Raw genomic sequence first — 24,674 nt, forward strand, 5'->3', positions numbered from 1 at the left:
TTGCCCGCCCTGCCTGCAACCCATAGATACGGGGAAGAAAGACGGCGCTGCATAGGCCACAAGGCGATGTAAGGGCCGGGTGAAACAGTGTCAACGCCGCGCCCTGTCGCGGCCCCCGAATAGGAAGATTTCATGCCCAAACGCTTCACTTTCATGTCCGTGATCGCAATCTGCTCCGCTCTGGCGCTGCCCGCGGCAGCCGAGTCGGTGGTCGATGCGGACACGGTCGTCGCGCGGGTGAACGGCGAAGATATCACCCTGGCGCATATGATCATCGCGCGCGCTACCTTGCCGGAACAATACCAGCAGGTTCCCGCGGACGTTCTGTACAATGCCATTCTGGACCAGCTGATCCAGCAGACGGCGCTGATGCAATCGCGCGACGCCGAGGTTCCCGACCAGGTTCGGGTCTCGCTTGAGAACGAACGCCGGTCCCTGCTGGCCGCGGCTGCGATCGAGACCGTGATGACCGGGGTCGGCAGCGACGAAGAGATCCGGGCCGCCTATGATGCGAAATACGCCGATGGCTTCGGTGAAACCGAATACGATGCCTCGCATATTCTGGTCGAAACCGAAGAAGAGGCGCAGGCCATCAAGGCCGAACTGGACGGCGGAGCGGATTTCGCCGAGACCGCCAAGGCCAAGTCGACAGGTCCTTCCGGCCCCAACGGCGGCAACCTCGGCTGGTTCGCGGACGGCGCCATGGTTGCCGAATTCCAGGCCGCCGTGAACGCGCTGGCGGCCGGGGAAATTTCCGACCCGGTGCAGACGCAGTTCGGCTGGCATATCATCGTCCTGAACGAATCCCGCAAGAAAACCGCTCCGGAACTTGACGTGGTGCGTAACGAACTGCTTCAGAAACTGCGCCAGGATGCGGTGGAAGCGCGGATCGAGGACCTGACCCGGAACGCGGATATCGAACGCCCGGTGATCGACGATCTGAACCCCGAAATCCTTCTTGATCTCGGCCTTGTCGGAAACTGAATCATGGCAAAAATCACCAAGCGGTCGCCGCTTGCCCCTGAAAGGTTCCCGGATCTTCCGGCCGTCGACGGCGTGCGCTTTGCGACCGCGGCCGCTGGGGTGCGCTATGCAGGACGGACCGATGTCATGCTGGCCGTCCTCGATGCGGGGACCAGCATCGCCGGCGTGTTCACCCGGTCATCGACCCGGTCCGCGCCGGTGCTGGACTGCCAGGCCAAGCTGGGCGGCGCATCCGACGGACCCGCGGCGATTCTGGTGAACTCCGGCAATTCCAACGCGTTTACCGGTCACTACGGCCAGACTTCGGTGGACGAGATCGCGCGGGCCACCGCCATGGCCACCGGCGTTTCCGCCAATCGCGTTTTCACCGCATCGACCGGCGTGATCGGGGAACCGCTTCCGCATGACCGCATCGTGCAGAAGCTTCAGGATCTGAACGACGGTCTTGACGCGGCGCGCATCGAAGATGCGGCGCGGGCGATCATGACCACGGACACCTTCCCGAAGGGCGCGCAGGCGCAGGTCGAAATCGACGGCCGGACAGTGACCATTGCGGGTATCGCGAAAGGCTCCGGCATGATCGCGCCCGACATGGCGACGATGCTGGTCTATATCTTCACGGATGCAATGGTCGCGCAGGACAGGTTGCAAGCGGTCTTGTCCAATCTGACCGACAGGACTTTCAATTGCATCACCGTGGACAGCGATACGTCCACGTCGGACAGCCTGATGCTCTGCGCGACGGGTGCGTCCGGTGTCGATGCAACCGACAACCCCGTTTTCACCGATGCCCTGCACAGGGTGATGCTGGACCTGGCCCATCAGGTCGTGCGCGATGGCGAGGGCGCCAGCAAGTTCGTCGAGATCCGCGTGACCGGCGCCGCGTCGGCGGCGGATGCAAGAACCCACGCCATGTCGATCGCCAATTCCCCACTGGTGAAGACGGCCATCGCGGGTGAAGACCCCAACTGGGGGAGGATCGTCATGGCGATCGGCAAATCCGGAGCGGCGGCGGATCGCGACCGGTTGAGCATCCGGTTCGGCGACGTCCTTGTGGCGGAAAACGGATGGGTCTGCCCGAGCTATCGCGAAGAGGACGGGGCCGCGCATATGAAAGGGCAGAACCTGCTCATCTCGGTGGAGCTGGGACTGGGCGAAGGCGCGGCAACCGTCTGGACCTGCGACCTGACCCACGGCTACATCGAGATCAACGCGGATTACCGATCTTGAAAACCGTCCTGGTCTCTGCCGTCGCCCTGATCGACACGGACGGGCGGGTTCTGCTCGCCCAACGGCCAGAGGGAAAATCGATGGCCGGACTGTGGGAATTTCCCGGCGGCAAGGTCGAACCGGGCGAAACACCCGAAGCGGCCCTGATCCGTGAACTGGAAGAGGAACTGGCGATCAATACCTGGTCTTCCTGCCTCGCGCCGCTGACATTCGCGAGCCACAACTATGACGATTTCCACCTTCTCATGCCGTTGTTCGCCTGCCGGAAATGGCAGGGCATTCCGCGTTCAAACGAGGGGCAGGCCCTGGCCTGGGTTCGGCCGCAGAACCTGAAGGACTACCCGATGCCACCGGCGGATAAACCGCTGGTTTCGATCCTGCGCGATTGGCTTTAGGGCGCCGAAAACCCCTGGTGCGCCCCGATCCAGCGTTGCATTGGTGCAGAAAACGATGAATTATTTTGCAACACCCGCGTTTTTTCGCGGGTTTTCGAACAAATTTTAGGTGCTTTGTAAAACTTTTGTGGCTTAGCCTGAAACCGTCGCGTCTTTCGGAGGAGAAGACATGCTACGCACAATCATCATGGGGACTTGTGTGTTTATTCAGGGAACTTTCGTCAAGACACTGCCCGACGGGCGCATCGTCATTCGTGTCGGCAACACGACCTACGAAGGGAAGCCGATAAATCCTGCGGCCTGAATTCCCCGGAACGCAATGAAAAAGGACCCATCCGGCCGGGATGAGTCCTCTGACGATACAGTCTGGACAATCGTTTAGTCCAAGGTGCGCGTGACTTCCTCGCGCTCGAAGATTTCGATGACATCCTTGGGACGGATATCGTCGTAATTCTCGAAGGCCATGCCGCATTCCTGGCCCGACTGAACCTCGGCCACTTCATCCTTGAAGCGCTTCAGCGTTTTCAGCGTGCCTTCGTGGATGACCACGTTGTCGCGCAGCAGGCGCACACCGGCAGAACGACGCGCGACGCCTTCGGTGACGAGACAGCCGGCGACCTTGCCGACGCCCGTGACCTTGAACACTTCCTTGATCTCGGCATAGCCGATGAACTTTTCGCGGATCTCGGCGCTCAGCAGACCGCTGGCCGCCGCCTTCACATCATCCACGAGATCATAGATCACGGAATAATACCGGATCTCGACACCCTTCTGGTTGGCGGTGCTGCGCGCGCTCGCGTTGGCGCGCACATTGAAGCCCATGATCGGGGCATTGCTGGCTTCGGCGAGCCCGACATCGGTTTCGGTGATCGCGCCGACACCGGAATGCAGCACGCGCACGCGCACCTCTTCGTTGCCGATCTTCTCCATCGCCTGAACGATGGCTTCCGCGGACCCCTGCACGTCGGCCTTGATCAGAATCGGCAGCTCGCTGACGCTCTCGTCGGCCTTGGCGTTCGCCATCAGCTGTTCCAGCGTGGTGGCGGCACCGGCTGCGGCGCGCTTGTCCTTGGCCGCATTCGCTCGGTACTCGGCGATTTCGCGCGCCTGCGCTTCGGTTTCCGTCACGTTGAGCACATCGCCGGCTTCGGGGGTGCCGTTCAGGCCCAGGACCTCGACCGGAACAGAAGGTCCGGCTTCCTTGATCCGTTCGCCCTTGTCGTTCTCCATCGCGCGGACCTTGCCCCATTGTTCACCGACGACAAAGATGTCGCCCTGTTTCAATGTGCCGTTCTGCACGAGCACGGTCGCGACGGGCCCGCGGCCCACATCGAGCTTTGCCTCGATCACAGCGCCCTGTGCGGCACGGTTCGGGTTCGCCTTGAGTTCGAGAATCTCCGCCTGCAGCGCGATGGCTTCCAGAAGTTCGTCGAGTCCCTGCCCGGTGATCGCGGAGACTTCGACATCCTGAACGTCGCCCGACATCTTTTCCACGATGACTTCGTGCTGCAACAGATCCGTGCGCACCTTGTCCGGGTTGGCTTCATGACGGTCGATCTTGTTGATCGCCACGATCATCGGCACCTTGGCCGCCTTGGCATGGTTGATCGCCTCGATGGTCTGCGGCATCACGGCGTCATCCGCCGCGACGACCAGAACCACGATGTCCGTCACCTGCGCACCGCGCGACCGCATGGAGGTGAACGCGGCGTGGCCCGGCGTGTCGAGGAAGGTCAGCAACTGACCGTCCTCGGTCTTGACCTGGTAGGCGCCGATATGCTGGGTGATGCCCCCGGCTTCGCCCGCCACAACCTTCGCTTTCCGGATCGCGTCCAGCAGCGAGGTCTTGCCGTGGTCCACGTGTCCCATGACGGTGATGACCGGCGGCCGCGGCTCCAGATTGGTCTCATCGTCTTCGACATGCATGATCACGTCTTCGACGTCGGCATCCGATACGCGGACGACGTTGTGCCCGAATTCCTCGATGATCAGTTCCGCTGTGTCGGCGTCGATCGTCTGGTTCTGCGTGACCATCATGCCCATGTTCATCAGCGACTTGACGACGGATCCGACCCGTTCGGCCATCCGGTTCGCCAGTTCCGAAACGATGATGGCTTCGGGCAGTTGCACGTCGCGCACGATCTTTTCGCGCTCGACATTACCGCCCATGGCTTTCTGCCGGGCGCGCTCCTGTTTGCGCTTCATCGCCGCCATCGACCGCTGGCGGCCACCTTCGCCGCCGCTGAGCGCCTGATTCAGGGTGAGCTTGCCTGAACGGCGGCCGTCGTCGTCCCGGCCCTTTGTCCTGGCCGGGCGTTGTTCGCGTTCACGTTCGACCTTGCGGGCCGTCACCGGTGCGGCACCCTTGCCGGCGCCGCCGCGCGGTGTTTCGGCAACGGGTTCGTCAGCCGCAGGCGCGGCCGCGGCTCGTTTCTCGGCCTCTTCGGCATCGCGCTTCTGGCGTTCTTCTTCCTCGGCCTTGGCCTTCAGCGCCTCTTCGCGTTCCTTTTCCTCGCGCTCCTTGGCTTCGGCTTCGGCACGGCGGCGTTCGCGTTCTTCGGCGCGTTCGCGTTCTTCGGCCTCGCGCTGAGCAGCCTCTTCGCTCTCACGCGCCTTGGCGGCCTGAACCGCCTTCAGGCGGCGTTCCATTTCCGCATCGGTAATGCCGGCAGGACGGCGGGAAGGGTCCCCCGCAGGAGCGGTGCCCGATGCAGTTGATTTTCCGGCACCGGGTTTGGGAACCACAACGCGCTTGCGCTTGGTTTCGACCACGACATTCTTTGTCCGGCCGTGGCTGAAACTCTGTTTCACGTTCCCCGGACGGGAACCCCCACGCAGACCCAATGTCTTTTTGCCGTCAGTATCGCTCATAAAGCTCTTTACCCTTCCAGGCGGCCCTTGCCGCCTTCCGTTTTGCGCACGCCCCGCAATCGCTGGGCCTCCTCTACAACACGTTGCGCGAGTCCACCAGAGGCGAGCGCCGCATGTATCACAGTTTGCCGCCCAAATGCCATGCCCAGTTCATCGGCCGTCAGCCAGCCGATGTAATGGCCGAAGTGCGGCGTGCTGAGTTTCGATTTGCCGCGGCCCGAACCGTCCACCGCCTGGACGAGAACCACCGCTTCTTCCTTGGACAACCAGTCCTTGACCTTTTCATAGCCGGCAACGGCGTCGCCGGACTTGCGGGCCAGGCTGATCGTATCGATGACACGGCGGACGAGTTGCCGTTCGACTTCATCGACCAGATCGTCACTTACCCGAACCTGCATCTTCAACCCGCGGCCGAAGAGCTTTTTGGCTACGGCTTTCTCGAGCGCCGCCCGGTCGGCGGCAACGTAGACACCGCGCCCTGGAAGCTTGCCCCGGATGTCCGGCACAATCTCGCCGTCCGGTCCGGCCACGAAACGGATGAGCCCGTGCTTCGGCTGCACCTCGCCCGTCACGATACACCGTCTTTCAGGACCGTCCCTGCGGTCTTCCGAGGCACCACCGCGACTCATCTGGCACAATCGAGGCCCGAAATCAGGCCTCGGCCTCCGGAGATTCCGCGTCTTCGTCCAGTTCTTCGGCTTCCAGATCGGCCGGATCGACCCAGCCAAGCAGGATACGCGCCGTCATGACCAGATTCTGCGCCTCTTCGAGCGAAACGTCAAACGGTTCGAGAATGCCGTCATCCTTGATGCGTTCGCCATTTTCCGTGGTCCAGCCGCCGGCCAGTTCCCAATCCGCGCAGGTTGCGAAATCTTCCAGCGTCTTCACGCCGTCCTTGGCCAGCGCCTCGATCATCTGGGGTGTCAGACCCTCGAATTCAACCAGGCTGTCTTCGACACCCAGCGCGCGGGCATTGTCCAGGGCCGCCTTGGCCTGGGCTTCAAGGTTCTCGCGGGCGCGAATCTGAAGTTCCTGCGCGGTGTCCTCGTCGACACCGTCGATCACCAGAAGTTCATCCTGATCGACATAGGCGACTTCTTCGAGGTTGGTGAAGCCTTCGGACACCAGCAACTGGGCGAAGAATTCATCGAGATCCAGGGTCTCCATGAACAGGTTCGTGCGTTCCTCGAATTCCTTCTGGCGACGCGCGCTTTCTTCCTCTTCGGTCATGATGTCGATATCCAGACCGGTCAGCTGGCTGGCCAGGCGCACGTTCTGTCCGCGCCGCCCGATGGCGAGGCTCAACTGCTCTTCAGGCACCACCACTTCGATCTTGCCGGCTTCTTCGTCCAGAACGACCTTGGACACTTCGGCCGGCTGGAGCGCGTTGACCAGGAACGTCGGCTGGTCCTCGTTCCATGGAATGATGTCGATCTTTTCCCCCTGAAGTTCGTTCACGACGGCCTGCACCCGGCTTCCGCGCATCCCGACGCAGGCACCGACCGGGTCGATGCTGCTGTCATAGGAGATCACGGCAATCTTGGCGCGGCTGCCCGGATCGCGGGCGACGGCCTTGATTTCGATGATGCCGTCGTAGATTTCCGGCACTTCCATCTTGAACAGTTCGGCCATGAATTCCGGTGCCGTGCGGCTCAGGAAGATCTGTGGGCCGCGCGGTTCGCGCCGAACATCCTTGATATAGCAGCGGATACGGTCGTTCGGGCGGTAGCTTTCGCGACCGATCTTTTCGTTACGCCGCAGGATTGCTTCGCCAGCGCCCACATCGACGATGACATTGCCATATTCTTCACGCTTGACCTGACCGTTGATGATCGTGCCGGCGCGGTCCTTGAATTCTTCATACTGGCGATCCCGTTCGGCTTCGCGCACGCGCTGAAGGATCACCTGCTTGGCCGACTGGGCGGCGATGCGGCCCATTTCGACCGGCGGCACCTCTTCGATGAACTGGTCGCCGACCTTGGGGTCGTCCATGTATTGACGGGCCTGCTCGACAGTGAACTCGGCCTGATAGTTTTCCAGTTCGTCGTCCTGCACCACGGTGCGCACGCGGGTGAACTTCGCCCGGCCGGTCTTGCGGTCGATGGACACGCGAATGTCCATTTCCGCGCCATAGCGGCTCTTGGCAGCACGGGCGAGGGATTCTTCCATCGCCTCTACAACCAGGCCGGGGTCGATCATCTTCTCGCGGGCCACGGCTTCGGCGGTTTGCAAAAGCTCCAGCTGATTTGCGGATGTGATTGCCATCAGGTGTTCTCCTCGTTCGACCCTTCGGTCTCTATCTCGTCAAACTTGTCTTCGTTGAGCGCGCCGGCCGCCTTGCGCTGGCGGAGCATTTCCTTGATCAGATCGTCGGTCAGGACCAGCTTGGCGTCGGTCAGCCAGTCGAACTTCAGGCCGATCGTGCCTTCTTCGACATTGATCAGAACCTCGTCGTCTTCCACCCCGGCCAGTTCGCCCTTGAAGCGGCGGCGCCCGTCGATCAGCTCGGCGGTTTCCAGCTTCGCCTCGTAGCCCTCGAAGGTGTCGAAATCCTTCAGACGCGTCAGCGGGCGGTCGATGCCGGGGCTGGAAACCTCCAGCGTATAGGCATCCAGGATCGGGTCCTCGACATCCAGAGTGGCGCTGACCGCATTCGAGATCGCGGCGCAATCGTCGACCTCTATCCCGCCTTCGGGACGGTCGGCCATGATCTGCAAGGTCGTCGACTTGCCCGACATCAGGCGCACCCGCACCAGTTCGAACCCCATGTCCTCGAGAACCGGGGTGATGATCTCGGCCAGGCGCCGGTCAATCGCAGCTTTCGCAATCAGGTCGTTCGTCATCGTCTTTCATCCAGAGCGCGGGCACAAAAAAACGGGCCCGCGGCCCGTCATCGTATTCCGGTGGTGCGTTGGCCCAGAGCCCGACGCGCCGCTGTTGAACGGCATATACGCCGCTCCCCCGGTTTCCGCAAGAGGGATTGTCGGGGTCCGATCAGACCCGCCACCAGCGTTCAGCCAGACGCCCGTCGTCCAGCGGACCATTGGCACCGATCTCGCGCGGAACGCCGACCGACCTGCGCGCCGCCAGCGCCATGTCGGAAAAGGAAGGATGAAAGATGAAATCCTTCTGCTCTCGCAGCCCCTCGGGCGCCGGCAGAACCGCGATATCGACATAGCCATCGCGCAATGCCTCTGACCGTATCGCGGGATCCGGTATCACAACGGCCTCGATACTGTCGGCCCAGCCGGCGCGCCCGTCCTTGTAATGCTGTTCGACCTTCTGACCCAGATAGCCCCGGTCCGGTTCATGCCGTCGCGTGCGATAGCATCCGGTGCCGATCGCCTCGGCGAGGGACAGATCCACATGACCGTCCTGACAGATCGTAAACATCTGATCCGCAAGCCGAAGGGGCAGGCCCCGGTCACCCTCTTGCAGTTCCAGCCGGACCGCCCGCACCCCTGTCGCCTCGATCGTCCGGAGTCGCAGACGCCCCATTTCAGCGTATCCGGAAAGCGACGCGACAACGTCCTGCGCCCGCATCGGGGCACCGTTGTGAAAGGCCACGTCATCGCGCAGGTCGAAATGCCAGACCCGCCCGTTCTCGTTGCCAGACCAGCCGGTCGCGAGTTCCCCCTGCAACACGCCGTTGGCGGCGATCTCGGTCAGGCTGTCGAACGCCGCCCCCCGCACCAGCCGGCCGAGACTGACGCCGTCGCGCGGCACGGCCACCCGAAGCCGCCCCCCCGTGTGCGGAGCCGCCTCCAGCGACACCCCGGACGCCGCCAGAAGGGCGGCGGCGGCGCCAGACGAAAAAAGCGCCCTCCGGTCAATCGTTTTCATGGCGATCCATCGATTCGGAAATCTGGTCCATGACGCGCACCAGCTCTGCGCTTATACCCGGTTCCGACAGGGCATGCCCGGCGTTGCGGACCAGCTTCAGCTCTCCCGCCGGCCAGTTTTCGGACAGCCGCCACGCGGAGACCGGCGGGCAAATCATGTCATACCGGCCCTGCACGATCACACCCGGTATATGCGCGATCCGGTCCATTTGCGACAGGATCTGCCCATCGGCATCAAGGAACCCGTTGTTGATGAAATAGTGGCATTCCAGACGCGCGAAGGCGCGCGCATAATCGCCCGGCCCCTCGCCCGACGCGCCGCTGGAATGGATCGACGCCAGCGCGTTTTCCCATGCCGACCAAGCGCGCCCATAGCGCGTTTCAAGGGCCAGGTCACCGGAAAACAGCCGCCGGTGATAGGCACCGATCATGTCGCCGCGTTCCGCTTCGGGAATGAGGGATTCGAACCGCGCCCAGGTTTCCGGCCAGAACTTGCCCGCGCCGCCACCATAAAACCAGTCGAGTTCCGCTTGCGTCATCAGGAAGACCCCGCGCAGCACCAGGTGCAGCACCCTGTCCGGATGGGTCTGCGCATAGATCAGCGACAAGGTCGCCCCCCAGCTGCCGCCAAAGACGATCCATGACTCGATATCAAGCTGACGGCGGATCGTTTCGATGTCCTCGACAAGATGCCACGTCGTGTTGTCCTTGACCGACGCATGGGGGCGCGACCGGCCGCAGCCGCGCTGATCGAACAGAATCACCCGGTAAACCTCGGGATCGAAATAGCGCCGCATCGCCGGGCTGCACCCGCCGCCGGGGCCGCCGTGCAACACGACCACCGCTATCCCGTTGGGATTACCGCATTGTTCCACATAGACATGATGACCCTGACCGACGTCGAGCATGCGTTGATCGAAGGGATCGACCGGCGAATAGAGATACTGCACTGCGCGCTTTTGGTCCGAGTATTTGTCCATGGATGTCCTATATTGTGCGTGTCGGTAAGAAGAGCATACGGAGACAGGAATGCAAGCGCCACAGAACTCGGTCGATCCTTCGGAAATCGCCAAATTCGAGGCCATGGCCGCCGAATGGTGGGATCCGTCGGGAAAATTCAAACCGCTGCATATGCTCAACCCTTGTCGGCTGGACTATATCACGACACAGATCGCCGGGGAATTCGACCGCGACCTGACCGCGCAGGCCCCGTTTCGCGGTCTGCGCATCCTGGATATCGGGTGCGGCGGAGGACTGCTGGCCGAACCCATGGCCCGGCTCGGGGCCGGTGTCGTCGGCGCCGACGCCGCGGAACGCAACATTCCGGTAGCGCGGGTCCACGCCGCGCAATCGGGTCTCGAAATCGACTACCGGCACACCACCGCCGAGACGCTGGCCGATGCCGGTGAACAGTTCGACGTCGTCCTGAACATGGAAGTCGTGGAACATGTCAGCGATCCGCTCGCCTATCTGACCGCATGCAGAACCCTGCTGAAACCGGGCGGTCTGCACATCTGTTCGACTATCAACCGCAACGCAAAGTCCTACATGGTGGCCATCGTGGGCGCCGAGGTCGTCATGCGCTGGCTGCCGAAAGGCACCCATGACTGGTCGAAGTTCATCACGCCGGAAGAACTTTACGACCTGCTGTCGCAGGCCGGCCTGACCCCGGTGGACCGCAAGGGATTCGTGTTCAATCCGGTCACATGGTCCTGGAGCCTGTCCGCCCGCGACCTGAGCGTGAACTACGTCACCGCAAGCCTGAAACCGGCCTAGTCGCGGGTTTCAAGCCGGGTGCGCAACTCGCGCAGGACGGGCAGAACGGTCCGCACCTTGTCGGATCCCAGTTCTCCGACAACCTGGTTGACCATCGGTGTCAGGGCGGAAATCGCCTGTTCCCGCGCCTGCCGTCCGGCCGGGCTGATCGCGACCATCTTGCGCCGCGCGTCGTCCCAATCCGGCCGGATATGCACGTAGCCTGCCCATTCCAGTTTGTTCAGCGTGTTGGTCATCGCGCCGCGGGTCACGTGGAACATGCCCGCCAACTGGGCGGGAGAGCGTTCTTCACCGGCAAAAGCCAGGTGGTTCAGAACCGAGAAATGCGAAATCTCCATGCCCTTGGGCAGCACCCTGGACAGGCGGTTGCGCAGGAGCTGATCCGCTGTCAGGATCTCGCTGAACAGGGCGACGGCAAGGGCATTCGTGTCATCACTCATGCATCGGACTCAGTCAGGGCCATCGAACGGTCGGATGTGGGTCATCGACGGAACCTTGCGGCGCGCTTCGGTCACGGCCTCGTCATCGATGTCGAGAAGGTGAATACCGGGGTCGGTTCCGCCGTCGACCAGAACCTCGCCCCAGGGCGAAATCGCGAGGCTGTGCCCATAGGTCCGGCGCCGTTTTCCGGTCTTGCCGACATGTTCGCCGGTCTGCGCCGGGGCCAGAACATAGCAGCCGGTTTCGATTGCCCGCGCCCGGAGCAACGCGTGCCAATGGGCCGCGCCGGTGACATAGGAAAAGGCCGCGGGAACCGTCAGGATGCGCGCACCGGCCTGCGCCAGCGCCTGGTAGAGGTTTGGAAACCGAACATCGTAGCAGATGCTCATGCCGATTGCGCCGAACGGAGTCCGCGCCAGAACCGCCCTGTCACCCGGCCGGTAACCGTCCGATTCGCGGTAGGTCTCCTCGGGTGTCACCTGAACATCGAACATGTGGATCTTGTCATACCGGGCGGCAATGCTCCCATCCGGGGCAATCAGGAAAGACCGGTTCGCAAACCGTCCGTCCGCATCCCCGGTCTTGAGCCCGAGCGAGCCGATCAACAGCCAGATGCCGAGCTCTTCGGCCTGCACCCGCATCGCCGCCAGGGTCGGGTCTTCCTGTTCAAGCCGCAGAACCTCCGCCTGTTGCGACCGGATGGTGGAAACGCAATTGCTGACCTCAGGCGTCAGGACAAAGCCCGCGCCCACATCGGCGGCCTGCGCCACGTATCCCTGGATCATCGGCAGGTTTGCGGCCGGATCATCCGAAGATGTGAGCTGGATCAGAGCGGTTTTCATCAGGCGGCCAGCAGCGGATCGAGCTTGCCGGCGCGTTCCAGGGCGAACAGGTCGTCGCAGCCGCCGACATGGACATCGCCGATGAAGATCTGCGGCACCGTGCGACCGCCATTGGCGCGCTGGATCATCTCGGGCTTGCGGTCCGGATGCGCGAGAACGTCGATTTCAGAAAATTCCACGCCCTTCTGTGCCAGGAGACGCTTGGCCGCGTGGCAATAACCGCACAAAGGCGAAGTGTAGATTTCGACCGGCTGCATGCCAGACCCCTCTGGTTGTTGACGTCGTTGTCGGGGATTTAGGCGTCCTTTGCAACACGCGCCAGTGTCAGCACGCAAACGTCATGCGCTCCAGCGTCAAGACAGGCCCGCGTGCAGGCCGTCAAGGTGGCGCCCGTTGTCATCACGTCATCGACAAGAAGAATGGATCGTGCGACCAGCCGGTGCCGCCGCTTCGGATGGACCCGGATTGCGTCCGACAGGTCCGAAAACCGCTCCTGCGCCGTCTTCCCGTCCAGCATCGCGGTGCGTTTGGTTCGGAGAAGCAGATCGGGACAGTTCGGCAGCCCGGTTTGCCGCGCCACTTCCTGCGCCAGAAGGGCCGACTGGTTGTAGCGACGCTTCAGGAACCGGGTCCAATGCAGTGGAACCGGCGCGATCAGCATGTTTTCCCGCAGGATCGGACGCGCGGCGCGCATCATCCAGAGCGCGGCGGGACGTGCAATCTCCGGCCGGTCGCCGTGTTTCAGGGCCAGCACCATGCGCCGCGCCCGATCCTTGTAAAGCAGCGCCGCCCGGCCATCGGTCCAGAGACGGGGAGTCTTCATGCAATCGTCGCATTCCACACGGTAGCCATCCGCGCCGCCGGGAACCGGACTGCCGCAGCTGTCGCATACCGTTCCGCCGATGAAGGGCGTGTCGCGCCAGCAGCCGCCGCACAATCCGAAATCACTGTCCACCATCGTGCCGCAACCCAGACACCGGGGTGGATACAGAAGCGAAACCGCCGTTTGAATTCTTGTCAGCATTTGCCTAGTTTCCGCCCATGAACCCGACACCCCAATTATTCGACCGGTCCGCCTTGCTGCGTCAGCGCCGGCGGGCGCGCCGCGACGACCTGTTCCTGCAACAACTGGCCGTGGACGAGGTGCAGGATCGCCTGGCGATGGTTAACAGGTCATTTAGATCGCCCGCTGTGGTCACGGGCTTTCCGGAGATCTGGCGGCACCGGTTTGCCGACGCGACAGTGGTCCGGGACACGGACACGCTCGACCTTGAAACCGAAGCTCATGACCTCGTGGTTCACGCCATGTGCCTGCATTGGTCCAACGATCCCGTCGGGCAGATCATCCAGTGCCGCCGCGCCCTGCGACCGGACGGGCTGTTCCTGGCGGTGCTCCTTGGCGGGCAGACGCTGCACGAACTGCGGTCCGCCCTGGCCGAAGCGGAAAGCCGCGAGACCGGCGGCCTGTCGCCCCGCATCGCGCCGATGGCGGAAATCCGCGATCTCGGCGCCCTGCTGCAACGATCGGGTCTGGCGCTGCCGGTCGCCGATACCCAGGTCAGCGTCGCGCGGTATCGCGACCTGATGCATCTGATGCACGATCTGCGGGGGATGGGAGAGACGAACGCCCTCGCCGGGCGCCTGCGCAGACCGACGCGCCGCGCGGTCTTTGCAAGTGCCGCCGATCTTTATGCCGCTTCCTTCAGTGCCGATGACGGAACGCTGATGGCGACCTTCGAAACCATCTGTCTCACCGGCTGGGCACCTTCCGACAGCCAGCCCAAACCGCTCCGGCCCGGATCGGCGGCGGCCCGTCTCGCCGACGTCTTGAAGACGACGGAAACCAAACTGCGCGATTGACCCGTGATCAAAACCGGTTATCTGCAAAAAAGCTCCAGACAGATCAGGAATTCGGAATGCTCGACACGACCAACACCGCGACCCGCCCCAGGCATGCGCCGGCAGACCATCCGACCCTGCCGGAAGAAAAGGTCGGGATTCTGCTGGCCAATCTCGGGACCCCGGACAACTACGACTACTGGTCGATGCGTCGCTACCTCAACGAATTCCTGTCGGACAAGCGCGTCATCGACTATGCGTCCTGGAAATGGCAGCCTCTGCTGCAACTGATCATCCTGTCAAAACGGCCCTTTACCAGCGGCGCGGCCTACAAGTCGATCTGGAATCACCAGGCGGGTGAAAGCCCGCTGATGACGATCACCAGGCAACAGACCGCCAAGATCAAGGACGCGATGGAACAGCGCTATGGCGATCGGGTCATGGTCGATTTCTGCATGCGCTACGGCAATCCGTCGACCCGGTCAAAGGTGCGCGCGCTGATCGACGCCGGATGCCGCAAGATCCTGTTCTTTCCACTTTATCCCCAGTATGCGGGGGCCACGTCCGCGACGGCGAACGATGCGTTCTTCCGTGCCCTGATGACCGAGAAATGGCAGCCGACGAGCCGCACCGTCGAACCGTATTTCGATCAGCCCGCCTATATCGACGCGCTGGCGCAATCCATCGAACGGGCTTATGCGGGGCTGGAAAAACGCCCGGACATCCTGGTCTGTTCCTATCACGGAGTCCCGATTCGTTACTTGACGGAAGGCGATCCCTACCACTGCCAGTGCCAGAAAACGACGCGCTTGCTGAAGGAAAGGCTGGGCTGGGCGGATACCGACATCATCACGACCTTCCAGTCGAAATTCGGACCCGAAGTATGGTTGCAGCCCTACACCGTCGAAGAGGTCGCCCGTCTTGCCGCGCGCGGCAAGACCAACATCGCCATCTGCGCGCCTGCCTTTTCCGCCGACTGCATCGAGACGCTGGAAGAGATCAACGAAGAGATCAAGGAGAGCTTCGAACACGCGGGAGGTGAAACATTCACCTACATTCCCTGCCTGAACGACGACGACGCCCATATCGCCGCGCTTTCGGGTGTCATTGAACAGAACCTGCGAGGCTGGCTGGACTGACCGCTGCGCAACCTGTCGGAAGGCACAAAAAAAGGCGGTGGAGTTCCACCGCCTTTTTCGATGTCTTTTCGCTCAGCTTAGCTGGATGCGACTGCGGCACCAACCAGAACCAGCAGGATCAGCGGCAGCCAGATGCCGCTGGACGAGCTGCGGGTTTCTTCAACGATAACGGGTGCTTCCACAACCGGCTCGGCCAGGTTGCCAGCAGTTGCGGACGATGCAGCAGCAACCAGTGCAGCGGCGAGAACGAGTTTCTTCATATTAACCTCCAGAGTTAGCGCGATTCACAACAGCGGAACCACGCACCAAGACTTACCTCGTAGTTTTTTCTAAGCAGTAATGCACAAAGATTGCAAATGCTTGTTGGTGCCATCGCAACCCGGAGACAGGGAATGTCGTCAAATTAGCAACACTTGGGTTCCGACCTTGGTCAAGCCGAACAGTTCTTCGATATGCTCGTTGTAAAGACCGATGCAGCCATTCGACGACTGCCTGCCGATCTTGCGCGTATCGTGGGTGCCGTGGATACGGTAATACTGCCAACTCAGATACAGGGCATGGGTGCCGAGCGGGTTGTCCGGACCCGGAGGAATATAGGCAGGCCATTCGGGATTGCGCTTGCGCATCGACGGCGTCGGACTCCAGCTCGGGCCGACGACCTTGCGGATGACGCTGGTGCGGCCCTTTCGGGTCATTTCCGGGGTCAGCGGCACACTGGACGGATACAGCTTGTAGACACTGTGGTCTTCGGACCAGTAGTGCAGGGCGCGCGACGTCGTATCGACCAGAATGGCGCCGTTCCGGAGCGAACTGAAATACGGCTCCCAGCGAATCGACCGGAAACTGGAGATGTTGCGGCGCACCGGCGGTTCCGGAGCGGGCGGCGGGCGCAGCGGATCATACTCCGCGTTCTCGGTGTCTTCCTGGGCGACAAGCGGAGATGCCACAAAGGCCGCAGTTCCGGCGAGAAACCCGCGGCGCGTGGACTTCAGGACAGGGCGTTCTTCCATTGTCTTTGATTGCTTTCCTTTGGTTTCTGAAATCTGGTCCCAGTCTATGACCTGAAAGCCTCAGTCGCAAATCAATCCGCTGACAGACGGGAATCAGCGAATTTGTGAGTTTGCGCCGCGACGCCAGTCACGCTATCTGGGACGTTAACACATTTCTCGGAGTGAATCATGCTGCGCGTCGTATTCTTTCTGTTGGCCGGTCTGCTGGTTCTGTCCGCATGCGGGGTGCCCAATTCCTCCGGAACCATCGGATCGGACGGCAGACCCCTGCCCACGGTCTACAAGATCCGGAACAGCGACGTTTCCAAGATTCAGTACCGGATCCTTGATTCGGTGAACGCGCTGCGCTCTGCGTCCGGCGCGGGACAGGTGCAGCTGAACGCACAATTGAACGCCGCTGCCGAAACCCATTCCCGCGACATGTCCAAACAGAACAGGCCATGGCATTTCGGATCGGACGGATCGTCTCCGATAGACCGGGTGGCGCGGGCCGGCTATCCCGGCCCGATGCTGGGCGAAAACATCTCCGAAACCTTCGAGAACGAACTCGAGACACTCGGGGCCTGGATGGATCAGCCAGGGACTCGGCAGGTGATTCTCGAACCCAATGCGATCAACATGGGTTTCGCCTGGCATCAGGAATCCAGCGGCAAGATCTGGTGGACCCTGTTGATGGGCGGCTAGGCCCGCAACGTGATGACCGTGCCGTTCCTCACCATGGCATAGATCTGTTCGATCTCCTTGTTCTGGACAGCTATACATCCGGCGGTCCAGTCCCGTCCCTTGGCCTTTTCGTTGTTGGGCTGACCGTGAATGAAGATCTCGCCGCCGGGGCTCTTGCCCAAGGCGCGGGCGATTTGCCTGTCGCGCGAATTCGGATACGAAATCCCGATAGACAGGTGGAACTGGCTGCGCGGGTTGCGACGGTCGATCAGGTAGGTGCCTTCCGGCGTCTTTCCATCGCCTTCGACCTGCTTGTGCCCGACCGGTGAAAAGCCCAGATCGAAATCATAGGCTTCCAGAATATCTTCGTTGTTCAGAAGGAACATCCGCCGGTCGCCCTTGTTGACCACGATGGATGTCACTTCCGGCCCGTCATACCTGAGAAGCCTTGGCCCGCTGCTGCACCCCGCAAGCGCCAGGGTCGACATCGCCCCGAGCCCGAAAACTCGCCTTTTCATTTTGTTGCTCTCTAGTTTCTTGCCTCTGACGTCCGCATACCCTTTGCGCATAATATCTCAAAATCACTTTTTGTGCAGTCCTTGCGACAAAGTCGACCCCATTGTCCGGCCCGCGCCCTTTCCGGCCCGAAAAGATCAATCCCGCGGCACATGAATGACCGACGAACCAATCGCCCCGGATTCCGAAATGAAAGCAGATGCTTGGTTAATTTCCTGTTCAAATTCCGCCACAGACGTTCCATCATACCGGAAGTTGCAAGGATTCGAACTAAAACAATCCCAGCGCCGCCGAAACGCAAGGCCCGCACGGGGCCACGAGGGGACCTACTGGATGACGTGGAAACTTTCCGGACTGACATGCGCGGCACTTGCCGCGGCCTTCCTGAATCTCCAACCGCCTCCGGCAACCGCCCAGCAGGGGGATGGCGCCCAGTCGCAAGGCGCCGCCGATCTGTCCGAACAGGCGGCTTCGTTCCGGCGAATCATCGAACTGCTGGAAGAAGACATCGCCGCCCTCGAAGACGATATCGCGGCGGCGAAATCCCGTCTCGAAACCGAATCGGATCAACTGGCGCAGACGCGTGGCGAACTCTCGGACGCGCAGACCCAACTGGAAGAAACCCGCGCGGCGACCGATGCCCAGAAGGCGGAACTGGAAGACTTGCGCGCTCAGCACGATCTGGCCGTAACGGACGCCAGGAACGCCGAAGCCGCCGCCATCCAGGCGCGCGATGCGGCCGCTGAGGAACTGGAAAGCCTTCAATCCCAAAAAGACAGCCTGTCCCAACAGATCGCGTCCGGGCAGGCTGAACTCGGCGATCTGCGCGCCCAGGTGGAAACCGCCGGCGATTCCGCCGCGTCGACCGCGGAAAACACCCGGCAACTGGAAGACATGGAAACCGCGATTGCCGCGGCCCAGGACGAACTTTCGCAACTGACTGCAAATCTCGAACAGGCGAGGTCGCAACTTTCCGCCGCCGTTGCCGAACGCGACGCGGCGGAATCGCGCAAGGACGAACTTGACGCCGCGCTGGGCGAAGCGACGGCGCGTCTCGCCGAAACGCAGTCCCAGGATGCGCAGCTGTCCCAGACCCTTGCCGAGAAGCAAGACACCCTTGAACAGACAACCGCCGCCGTCACGGAGTCGGAAGCGACCCTGGAAAGACTCGCCGCCGAATCGGCAGCCCTGCAATCGGAAATTGCCGGTTCCCGCGATGCGCTGGCGGCGCAGAAATCTGAAGCCGACAGCGCGCAATCTGCCCTCGCGGACAGCGCGGCGCAACTGTCCGAACTGGAAACCGCGCGCGACGAGCTTCAGCAGCGGAATCGCGTGCTGCAAGAGACGCTCGATCAGCGACAGGCAGCGGTTGCTGAATTGCAGGACGGCGAAAAGGCCCTGTCGGACAGGGCGCAGGCGTTGCAGGATGAAATCGCACAACGGCAGGAGGTTCTTTCGGGCCTGACGCAGGATGCAGCGCAGTTGGAGAACGCAATCGCGGCGAAAACGACGGAAATGGACAACCTGCGCGAATCGACCGAGGCGCTGAAAGCGGACAATGACGCCGCCATGGCCGCCAGTTCCGAACGCGCGCAGCAGACGGAAAGCCGCCTGGCCGCGACTCGGACCGAACTGGCCGAAGCGACCAGTCTCAGGACCGAACTGGACCAGCAGGTGGCCGCGTTGCAGACGGAAATCGCGGCATTGCGGGACACATTGGAAACGGAACGGTCCGAGCAGGCCGCCGAACGCAACGCGACCAATGCCGAAATCGCCCGGCTTCAAGCGACATTGCAGGACCTGTCCCAGCAGCAGACCGCCGAATCGGAAAGCGTAGCCGAAATGCGCGCAGAAGCCGAAACCCTTCGCCGGCAGATCGAAACGGACCGCGCCGCGATGGCCGAAATGTCGGAACAACGAACACGGCTCCAGGTCGAGCTTGCCGCGTTGGAGCAGGACAGCATGGATGCAACGGCCCGGTTGCAGGACCTGAGACAGCAAGCCCTCGATGCCGAGGATCAGCCATCGACCGCCACCGAACAACCGGCCGCAACGCCGCAGCAACCGCAGAATTTGCGGGGTGCGGACCCGCGCAACCCGTCTCTGGTGTCCAGCGCCCTGAACCGCGCACCGGGCTTGCCCGACACCCAGACTGCACAGATGGATCAGTTGTACGATCTGCTCGTGAGGGGTGTCTGCCCGATCGATGCGTTGCAGGCGTCGTTCGGAGAAATCAACCGACAGACGCTGGTGTCTCTCGTCAGATCCCTGGGCGGGTGCTGATGGCGGACAATATTACGTTCATGGATTTGGAGAACCGGACATGACACTTGCCAGAATAGTATCGACTTGCGCCGCCGTCATGCTGGCCGCCCTTTTCGGGCTGGCCGCCCCCGCGCAGGCACAGGAATTCGAAAAGAACATCCTGACCGGAGGCGCGACCGGAACCTATATCCAGTTCGGCCGCAACATCAGCGAAATGGCCGCGAAATGCGGCGTGACCCTGAATGTGGTGGAAAGCGCCGGTTCGCTCGAAAATTTTCTCGGGGTGCGTAAGCGCCGGTTCACGCAGCTTGGCATCGTGCAATCGGACGTGCTGGAATACCTGAAAACCTTTGCCGCCGACGACCCGAGCATCGCGCGGGCCATTCTGGGCGTCCGGATCGCCTTTCCGCTCTACAACGAAGAAGTCCATATCCTCGCCCGCAAGGACATTTCCTCGCTTTCCGATCTCAACGGCAAGAAGGTCGCGATCGGCGTCGAGGACAGCGGCACCTTTCTGACGGCGTCGCTGGTGCTGGACCTGGCCCAGATTGCGCCTGCCGAACGGCTCAAGATCAACGCCGACGATTCGCTTGCGGCATTGATGAACGGGCAGATCGACGCATTTTTCTACGTGGCGGGCGCACCGACGAAAATTTTCCAGTCCCCCGACATCGATCCCGAAAGGTTCCACCTGCTTCCGATCAGCGATCCGACGCTTCAGGCCGTGTATCTTCCCGGCAAGATCCCGGCAGGGTCCTATCCGTTCCAGCCCGACGCGGTCGATGTCGTTGCGGTGAAGGCCGTGCTGATGACCTATGAATACGATCCGGGGCGCAACCCCTATCACCGCGAAAGCTGCCGCGCGGTGTCCGACATTTCCCATGTGATCGCCACCCGGTTCAATGAACTGCGCGAAACCGGACACCCGAAATGGATGCAGGTGGACCTGAACGATCTGCCGCCCGGCTGGAATGTCGGCGCCTGCGTCAACGCCGGTCTGGAACCGTCCTATCAACTCACCTGCGAAGGTGACATTCCGGCGGCGCCACCGCAGGCCGGGTCGCCGGACAGTGCCGCGAATTCGGCCTATCGCCGGGCGATCTGCGCCGCCATCGGCTGCTGATTGGGCAAATCCTTGACGGGCGGCCCTTCTAGGGAGCCGCCAGCAAGACGTGTATCTGCCCCGGCAGGGGCGGGTCCGTTCCCGGCGCCGACGATCTCACGGCGGACACGGAATCGCCGACCTGATTGGCGACCCGCTCTGCCAGGTCCCGGTCCTTGTCGTAGAAATACCGGACGACAGTCTGAATCAAAGTCTCTCCGGTATTGACGGCGGCGCTTATATCCGCGCCGGGGAATGTCCCGGCCAAGGCCTCCGCAAGCCTCGCGTTCGCGCCGGACGGATCGAAGATGGTGATGTTCGGAACGACCGGGGTGACGATCTGAACCGACGGATCGGGGGCGGCACCCATGAGACGCCATTGCGAGATCGAATAAAGCCCCAGATCCGCGTTCGCCGCGATCACGCGCCAGACGCGGGCATCGCCGGTATCGTCCTGCTTCATGGCTGACAGCGTTGTCATGCCCAGTTTCGTGGGCGTCGCGTCCGGGGCAGTCGCGCTTTCGACCAGATAAAAGGCCGGATCGGCGCCGTCACCGCTGGTCCAGATGAATTCGGACCCGCCGCCTTCGACAGGGCCACCCAGCGACGGCAAGGGCGGGGCGAGATTGGTGCCGTTTTCCGGCGGCGCCAGGTCCTCGAGCCGGCGGCGTGCGCTGCGAACGTCTTCTTCGGCCAGCATGTACCAGGCCCGTGCCAGGGCGCGATCACGGGCAACACCGTTTCCGGTCTCGAACACCTGACCGAGATAATAGGCCGCCCTGGGCTGATCCCTCAGCGCGGCGCGCGCAAAGGCGAGCGCCGCGGCCGCCGGTTCTACCCCACCGGCATTCAACGCTTGCTCCAGCAACCGGGATCCGTCCGGATTGTCCAGCGGAACGATGCTCACGACAGGCCGGCTTTCCGGTTGCGGGGTAACGACGGTCCGGAAGTCTTCGGCAGCTTGCGCTGATTCGACAGAAGCAACAGGTGCGTCAGGAAGACTGAAAATCGTCGCGTAGACGGCGGCCACGACGCAGGACACCAAAGCGGCGTTCAGACCGTGATCGAGACAGGCCAAAAGACGGGAGCGCCCGGCTGGCCCTTCCGGCTTTTCCTCTGCAAGCGGCCGCACGGCTTCGGCATCGGCCTGCGGGGAACTTTCGGACACCTCGCCCGATTCCCGCGCCGGAGCGGCCTTCACCGGCGTCGCGTGCGGCGCGGCCCGCATCACGGATTGAAGAACATCCACCTGTTCGTCGTCGGGCGCAGGTCGCGCACGATCCGTTTCCGGCAATGAGTCCGCCAGGTTTTCCGCCACCACCGGATCGGTCCTCTCATGCCGGTTCGCCGGATCATCCTGATCGGCATTCTCGGGTTCCGAAATCAGCCGGATCTGCTGATGGCCGTTGCCTTTGCGCGCCGGGCTGCGGAACGGGATCGGTTCGAATCGAGCGGGGCTTTTCGGTTTTTCCGCTTCGACCTCCCTGGGCGGTGGTGGTGGTTGCAGATCGGACTGAAGCGGCAGATGTGCCATCATTCCGTTCGCTTCCGCTTCCGCAAGCAGTTCTTCCATGAACGGCCCGTCGATCTTTTCCACCTCGTCGCCAAACGCAGTGACCATGGCCAGTTCGCAGACCACATTGGTCAATCGCGGCACCCCGCCCGCGACCTTGTGCACAAGGTCCAGCGCCTCATCGTCGAAAATCTCGCGCGTGCCCCCGGCCACCTTGATCCGGTGGCGCACATAGTTGCGGGTGTCTTCCAGCGACATCGGACCGAGATGGAACGAAGCGCCCACGCGCTGCGCGATCTGGCGGTTGTCCGGTTGCAGCAGCCTGTCGCGCAATTGCGGCTGGCCCACCAGAAACAGCATGAACAGGGAATCCTTTCCCGCGTTCATGTTTGTCAGCATCCGCAGCTGTTCGAGATCGGCATCCGACACGTTCTGCGCCTCGTCCACGATCAGAACGCACCGACGCCCGGCCGCGTATTCCGATACGACGAAATCCTGAAACCTGCGAAACAGTTCGACTTCGGACCCGGCGGACGGCAGGTCGAAGGCATTCAGGATCCACTGGTAGAGTCCGCCCATGCCGCTCCAGAAATTGGAGATCAGTCCGACTGTCATGTCGGTGGGCGCATCTTCGAGAAACTGCTGCAAGAGGGTCGTCTTGCCGGTGCCGACTTCGCCCGTCACGACCGTGATCGGCACCAGCTGCTCGATCCCGAAGGCGAGAATGCTGGCAGCGCGCCGGTTGCCCTTGTTCCAGTAGATGAAGGCGGGATCGGGCGTGATCTTGAACGGCAATACCTCAAGGCCGAAGAACGCTTCATACATGGCGCGGATCCGTCAACCTGTTCACAGTACCGAAACCCCGAAAGAACCTTGCCGCCAATTGCCGTAAGGGCATTCTGGCAGGTCGCCGTGGTTTTTCAAGTCGGCTTGCCGTTTCCGGCGCCGGGACCGATCCGGGCCATTTTCGGCAAACGCGCCGAAAGACCGGCCCTATTCAGCCCGGCCCGGCAAGAAACATCCGACGAGTTCCACATGTGAGGACCAGCGGAACTGGTCGACGACCCGGACCCGGTCAAGACGATATCCCGCGCCGATCAGTCGGCTGGCATCGCGGGCGAAGGTGACGGGATTGCAGGAGACATAGGCGATGGGCACAGGATCGATCTGCGCCAGTTCGACGACCTGCGCCTCGGCCCCGGCGCGCGGCGGGTCCAGAACGATCGCATCGAACCGGGCCAGTTCATCGGCCATGAGAGGACGCCGGAACAGATCCCGGACTTCGGTCGAAACCCGCTTCAACCCCTGCGCCTGCCGCCATCCCCGGTCAAGCGCGTCCGTCATCGCTGCGTCGCCTTCCACCGCGTGGACTTCGGCCCGTTCCGCCAAAGGCAAAGCGAAGGTGCCGCAGCCCGCGAACAGATCAACGATGCGCTGTGCGCCCTGCGTGATGTCCCGGACCTCGGCCAGCAGGGCCCTTTCGCCCTGCGGCGTGGCTTGCAGAAACGCGCCCGGCGGCGGAACTACGCGCGCGGACCCGAAAACCTGCACCGGCGGACGCCGCATGGCGATGATTTCATCCTCCCATGTCAGCCGGACCAGGTCATGTTGTTCCGCGACTTGCGCCAGCACGACCCGCAATTGGCCATCCAAGGGCTTGCCCCCGAACACGACCACATCCAAGCCAGAGTTCGAAACGGTCATCGTGACCGACAGGGCCGCCTTCCGGCTGGCGCCCGCAACGGCCAGGGCCTCGGCAACCGGCATGCCCGCCAGAAGCCGGTCGTCCACGAGCTGGCAGTCGGGAATCGGCACGACGATGTCGGTGGACCGGGCGTGAAATCCGACCAGCGCGCCCTTTTTCGTGCGCTTCGCGGCAAAGGCCGCGCGACGGCGGCTCCTTGGCGGCGATGTAAGGATCGGGCGCATGATGGTCTGAATCCCCTGCGCCGCAAGTGCCGACTCCACGATCTGTCGTTTCCATTCCGCAACGAAGGCATCGGAGGCATGCTGTACCTGGCAACCGCCGCAGGACTTGAAATGCCGGCACGGAGGCTGCACCCGATCCGGGGACGGCGTTACGATCCTGATGTCCGTCAGTTGCGTGCCGTCGCGGATCCCGCGGACGACTTCGCCCGGCAAGGTCAGCGGCGCAAAGACCGGACCGTCGGCAATGCCGTCGCCATGGTGGCCGAGCCGAAGGATCGAAAAGGTTTCCGTCATGGCTGTCTGATAGCGGGCCTTGG

Annotated in this window: 25 protein-coding genes; 10 read left to right on the forward strand and 15 right to left on the reverse strand. The window is 62.4% G+C overall.

Going from position 1 to position 24,674, the window contains the following annotated elements; all coding sequences use genetic code 11:
• Positions 1 to 132 precede the first annotated feature (132 nt).
• The 4 genes from QO034_RS01270 (at position 133) to QO034_RS01285 (ending at position 2,913) form a co-directional block, all read left to right on the forward strand.
• On the forward strand, positions 133 to 984 hold the full coding sequence (locus tag QO034_RS01270; RefSeq protein ID WP_284483679.1) for a peptidylprolyl isomerase: 852 nt from the start codon (positions 133 to 135) through the stop codon (positions 982 to 984).
• A 3-nt stretch (positions 985 to 987) separates the two neighbouring features.
• The gene (gene argJ, locus QO034_RS01275; RefSeq protein ID WP_284483680.1) at positions 988 to 2,214 is read left to right on the forward strand and encodes a bifunctional glutamate N-acetyltransferase/amino-acid acetyltransferase ArgJ; all 1,227 of its coding nucleotides are present in this window, start codon (positions 988 to 990) and stop codon (positions 2,212 to 2,214) included.
• Complete coding sequence (locus tag QO034_RS01280) at positions 2,211 to 2,609, forward strand: (deoxy)nucleoside triphosphate pyrophosphohydrolase (RefSeq protein ID WP_284483681.1); 399 nt, start codon at positions 2,211 to 2,213, stop codon at positions 2,607 to 2,609. The genes argJ and QO034_RS01280 overlap by 4 nt, the downstream gene beginning before the upstream one ends.
• A gap of 169 nt (positions 2,610 to 2,778) precedes the next feature.
• The gene (locus tag QO034_RS01285) at positions 2,779 to 2,913 is read left to right on the forward strand and encodes a hypothetical protein (RefSeq protein ID WP_284483682.1); all 135 of its coding nucleotides are present in this window, start codon (positions 2,779 to 2,781) and stop codon (positions 2,911 to 2,913) included.
• A 74-nt stretch (positions 2,914 to 2,987) separates the two neighbouring features.
• Here the strand turns inward: QO034_RS01285 and infB are convergent, their stop codons facing one another.
• From infB to pip, 6 genes are all read right to left on the reverse strand, one after another.
• On the reverse strand, positions 2,988 to 5,480 hold the full coding sequence (gene infB / locus QO034_RS01290; RefSeq protein ID WP_284483683.1) for a translation initiation factor IF-2: 2,493 nt from the start codon (positions 5,478 to 5,480) through the stop codon (positions 2,988 to 2,990).
• A gap of 8 nt (positions 5,481 to 5,488) precedes the next feature.
• A complete protein-coding gene (locus tag QO034_RS01295) occupies positions 5,489 to 6,109 on the reverse strand; it encodes an RNA-binding protein (RefSeq protein ID WP_284483684.1) in 621 nt (206 codons plus the stop codon).
• A gap of 22 nt (positions 6,110 to 6,131) precedes the next feature.
• On the reverse strand, positions 6,132 to 7,745 hold the full coding sequence (gene nusA / locus QO034_RS01300; protein ID WP_284483685.1) for a transcription termination factor NusA: 1,614 nt from the start codon (positions 7,743 to 7,745) through the stop codon (positions 6,132 to 6,134).
• A complete protein-coding gene (rimP, locus tag QO034_RS01305; protein WP_284483686.1) occupies positions 7,745 to 8,323 on the reverse strand; it encodes a ribosome maturation factor RimP in 579 nt (192 codons plus the stop codon). Before rimP ends, nusA begins: the two co-directional genes overlap by 1 nt.
• Before the next feature lie 151 nt (positions 8,324 to 8,474).
• Positions 8,475 to 9,323 (reverse strand): ABC transporter substrate-binding protein, encoded by an 849-nt coding sequence (locus tag QO034_RS01310; RefSeq protein WP_284483687.1) that lies wholly within the window; start codon positions 9,321 to 9,323, stop codon positions 8,475 to 8,477.
• Complete coding sequence (gene pip, locus QO034_RS01315) at positions 9,310 to 10,302, reverse strand: prolyl aminopeptidase (protein ID WP_284483688.1); 993 nt, start codon at positions 10,300 to 10,302, stop codon at positions 9,310 to 9,312. Before pip ends, QO034_RS01310 begins: the two co-directional genes overlap by 14 nt.
• A 49-nt stretch (positions 10,303 to 10,351) precedes the next feature.
• On the opposite strand from pip, the gene ubiG reads away from it, so the two are divergent.
• Positions 10,352 to 11,098 (forward strand): bifunctional 2-polyprenyl-6-hydroxyphenol methylase/3-demethylubiquinol 3-O-methyltransferase UbiG, encoded by a 747-nt coding sequence (gene ubiG / locus QO034_RS01320; RefSeq protein ID WP_284483689.1) that lies wholly within the window; start codon positions 10,352 to 10,354, stop codon positions 11,096 to 11,098.
• Here ubiG and QO034_RS01325 read toward each other — a convergent pair.
• The 4 genes from QO034_RS01325 to QO034_RS01340 are packed head-to-tail and all read right to left on the reverse strand — an operon-like array spanning position 11,095 to position 13,405.
• Positions 11,095 to 11,538 (reverse strand): MarR family winged helix-turn-helix transcriptional regulator, encoded by a 444-nt coding sequence (locus QO034_RS01325; RefSeq protein ID WP_284483690.1) that lies wholly within the window; start codon positions 11,536 to 11,538, stop codon positions 11,095 to 11,097. The genes ubiG and QO034_RS01325 overlap by 4 nt on opposite strands.
• A gap of 9 nt (positions 11,539 to 11,547) precedes the next feature.
• Complete coding sequence (locus tag QO034_RS01330) at positions 11,548 to 12,381, reverse strand: carbon-nitrogen hydrolase family protein (protein ID WP_284483691.1); 834 nt, start codon at positions 12,379 to 12,381, stop codon at positions 11,548 to 11,550.
• Positions 12,381 to 12,638 carry a glutaredoxin 3 gene (grxC, locus tag QO034_RS01335; protein WP_284483692.1) on the reverse strand — a complete coding sequence of 86 codons (258 nt, stop codon included), beginning with the start codon at positions 12,636 to 12,638 and terminating at the stop codon, positions 12,381 to 12,383. The genes QO034_RS01330 and grxC overlap by 1 nt, the downstream gene beginning before the upstream one ends.
• 38 nt (positions 12,639 to 12,676) lie before the next feature.
• Positions 12,677 to 13,405: a ComF family protein gene (locus QO034_RS01340; protein ID WP_284483693.1), complete on the reverse strand. Its 729-nt coding sequence runs from the start codon at positions 13,403 to 13,405 to the stop codon at positions 12,677 to 12,679.
• A 17-nt stretch (positions 13,406 to 13,422) separates the two neighbouring features.
• On the opposite strand from QO034_RS01340, the gene QO034_RS01345 reads away from it, so the two are divergent.
• A complete protein-coding gene (locus tag QO034_RS01345; RefSeq protein ID WP_284483694.1) occupies positions 13,423 to 14,241 on the forward strand; it encodes a methyltransferase domain-containing protein in 819 nt (272 codons plus the stop codon).
• Between the two features lie 56 nt (positions 14,242 to 14,297).
• The gene (hemH, locus tag QO034_RS01350; RefSeq protein ID WP_284483695.1) at positions 14,298 to 15,359 is read left to right on the forward strand and encodes a ferrochelatase; all 1,062 of its coding nucleotides are present in this window, start codon (positions 14,298 to 14,300) and stop codon (positions 15,357 to 15,359) included.
• Between the two features lie 77 nt (positions 15,360 to 15,436).
• Here the strand turns inward: hemH and QO034_RS01355 are convergent, their stop codons facing one another.
• Positions 15,437 to 15,619, reverse strand: coding sequence for a hypothetical protein (locus tag QO034_RS01355; protein ID WP_284483696.1), 183 nt, complete (start codon positions 15,617 to 15,619; stop codon positions 15,437 to 15,439).
• Between the two features lie 138 nt (positions 15,620 to 15,757).
• Positions 15,758 to 16,369 carry a L,D-transpeptidase gene (locus QO034_RS01360; RefSeq protein WP_284483697.1) on the reverse strand — a complete coding sequence of 204 codons (612 nt, stop codon included), beginning with the start codon at positions 16,367 to 16,369 and terminating at the stop codon, positions 15,758 to 15,760.
• A 168-nt stretch (positions 16,370 to 16,537) separates the two neighbouring features.
• On the opposite strand from QO034_RS01360, the gene dalA reads away from it, so the two are divergent.
• A complete protein-coding gene (gene dalA, locus QO034_RS01365; RefSeq protein WP_284483698.1) occupies positions 16,538 to 17,053 on the forward strand; it encodes a divisome-associated lipoprotein DalA in 516 nt (171 codons plus the stop codon).
• On the opposite strand, the gene QO034_RS01370 is transcribed toward dalA, so the two are convergent.
• Complete coding sequence (locus QO034_RS01370; RefSeq protein WP_284483699.1) at positions 17,050 to 17,550, reverse strand: L,D-transpeptidase family protein; 501 nt, start codon at positions 17,548 to 17,550, stop codon at positions 17,050 to 17,052. The two genes, dalA and QO034_RS01370, sit on opposite strands and share 4 nt — an antisense overlap.
• A gap of 331 nt (positions 17,551 to 17,881) precedes the next feature.
• Here QO034_RS01370 and QO034_RS01375 point away from each other — a divergent pair, with 331 nt between their 5' ends.
• Together QO034_RS01375 and QO034_RS01380 are read left to right on the forward strand one after the other, a co-directional pair.
• Positions 17,882 to 19,831: a coiled-coil domain-containing protein gene (locus tag QO034_RS01375; RefSeq protein WP_284483700.1), complete on the forward strand. Its 1,950-nt coding sequence runs from the start codon at positions 17,882 to 17,884 to the stop codon at positions 19,829 to 19,831.
• Between the two features lie 40 nt (positions 19,832 to 19,871).
• The gene (locus tag QO034_RS01380) at positions 19,872 to 20,936 is read left to right on the forward strand and encodes a TAXI family TRAP transporter solute-binding subunit (protein WP_284483701.1); all 1,065 of its coding nucleotides are present in this window, start codon (positions 19,872 to 19,874) and stop codon (positions 20,934 to 20,936) included.
• A gap of 28 nt (positions 20,937 to 20,964) precedes the next feature.
• Here QO034_RS01380 and QO034_RS01385 read toward each other — a convergent pair whose 3' ends face one another.
• Together QO034_RS01385 and QO034_RS01390 are read right to left on the reverse strand one after the other, a co-directional pair.
• On the reverse strand, positions 20,965 to 23,253 hold the full coding sequence (locus tag QO034_RS01385) for an AAA family ATPase (RefSeq protein ID WP_284483702.1): 2,289 nt from the start codon (positions 23,251 to 23,253) through the stop codon (positions 20,965 to 20,967).
• Between the two features lie 168 nt (positions 23,254 to 23,421).
• Positions 23,422 to 24,651 (reverse strand): class I SAM-dependent RNA methyltransferase, encoded by a 1,230-nt coding sequence (locus tag QO034_RS01390; protein WP_284483703.1) that lies wholly within the window; start codon positions 24,649 to 24,651, stop codon positions 23,422 to 23,424.
• Positions 24,652 to 24,674: the final 23 nt, after the last annotated feature.

This window comes from Sedimentitalea xiamensis, from assembly GCF_030164465.1.
GTDB lineage: Bacteria > Pseudomonadota > Alphaproteobacteria > Rhodobacterales > Rhodobacteraceae > Sedimentitalea > Sedimentitalea xiamensis.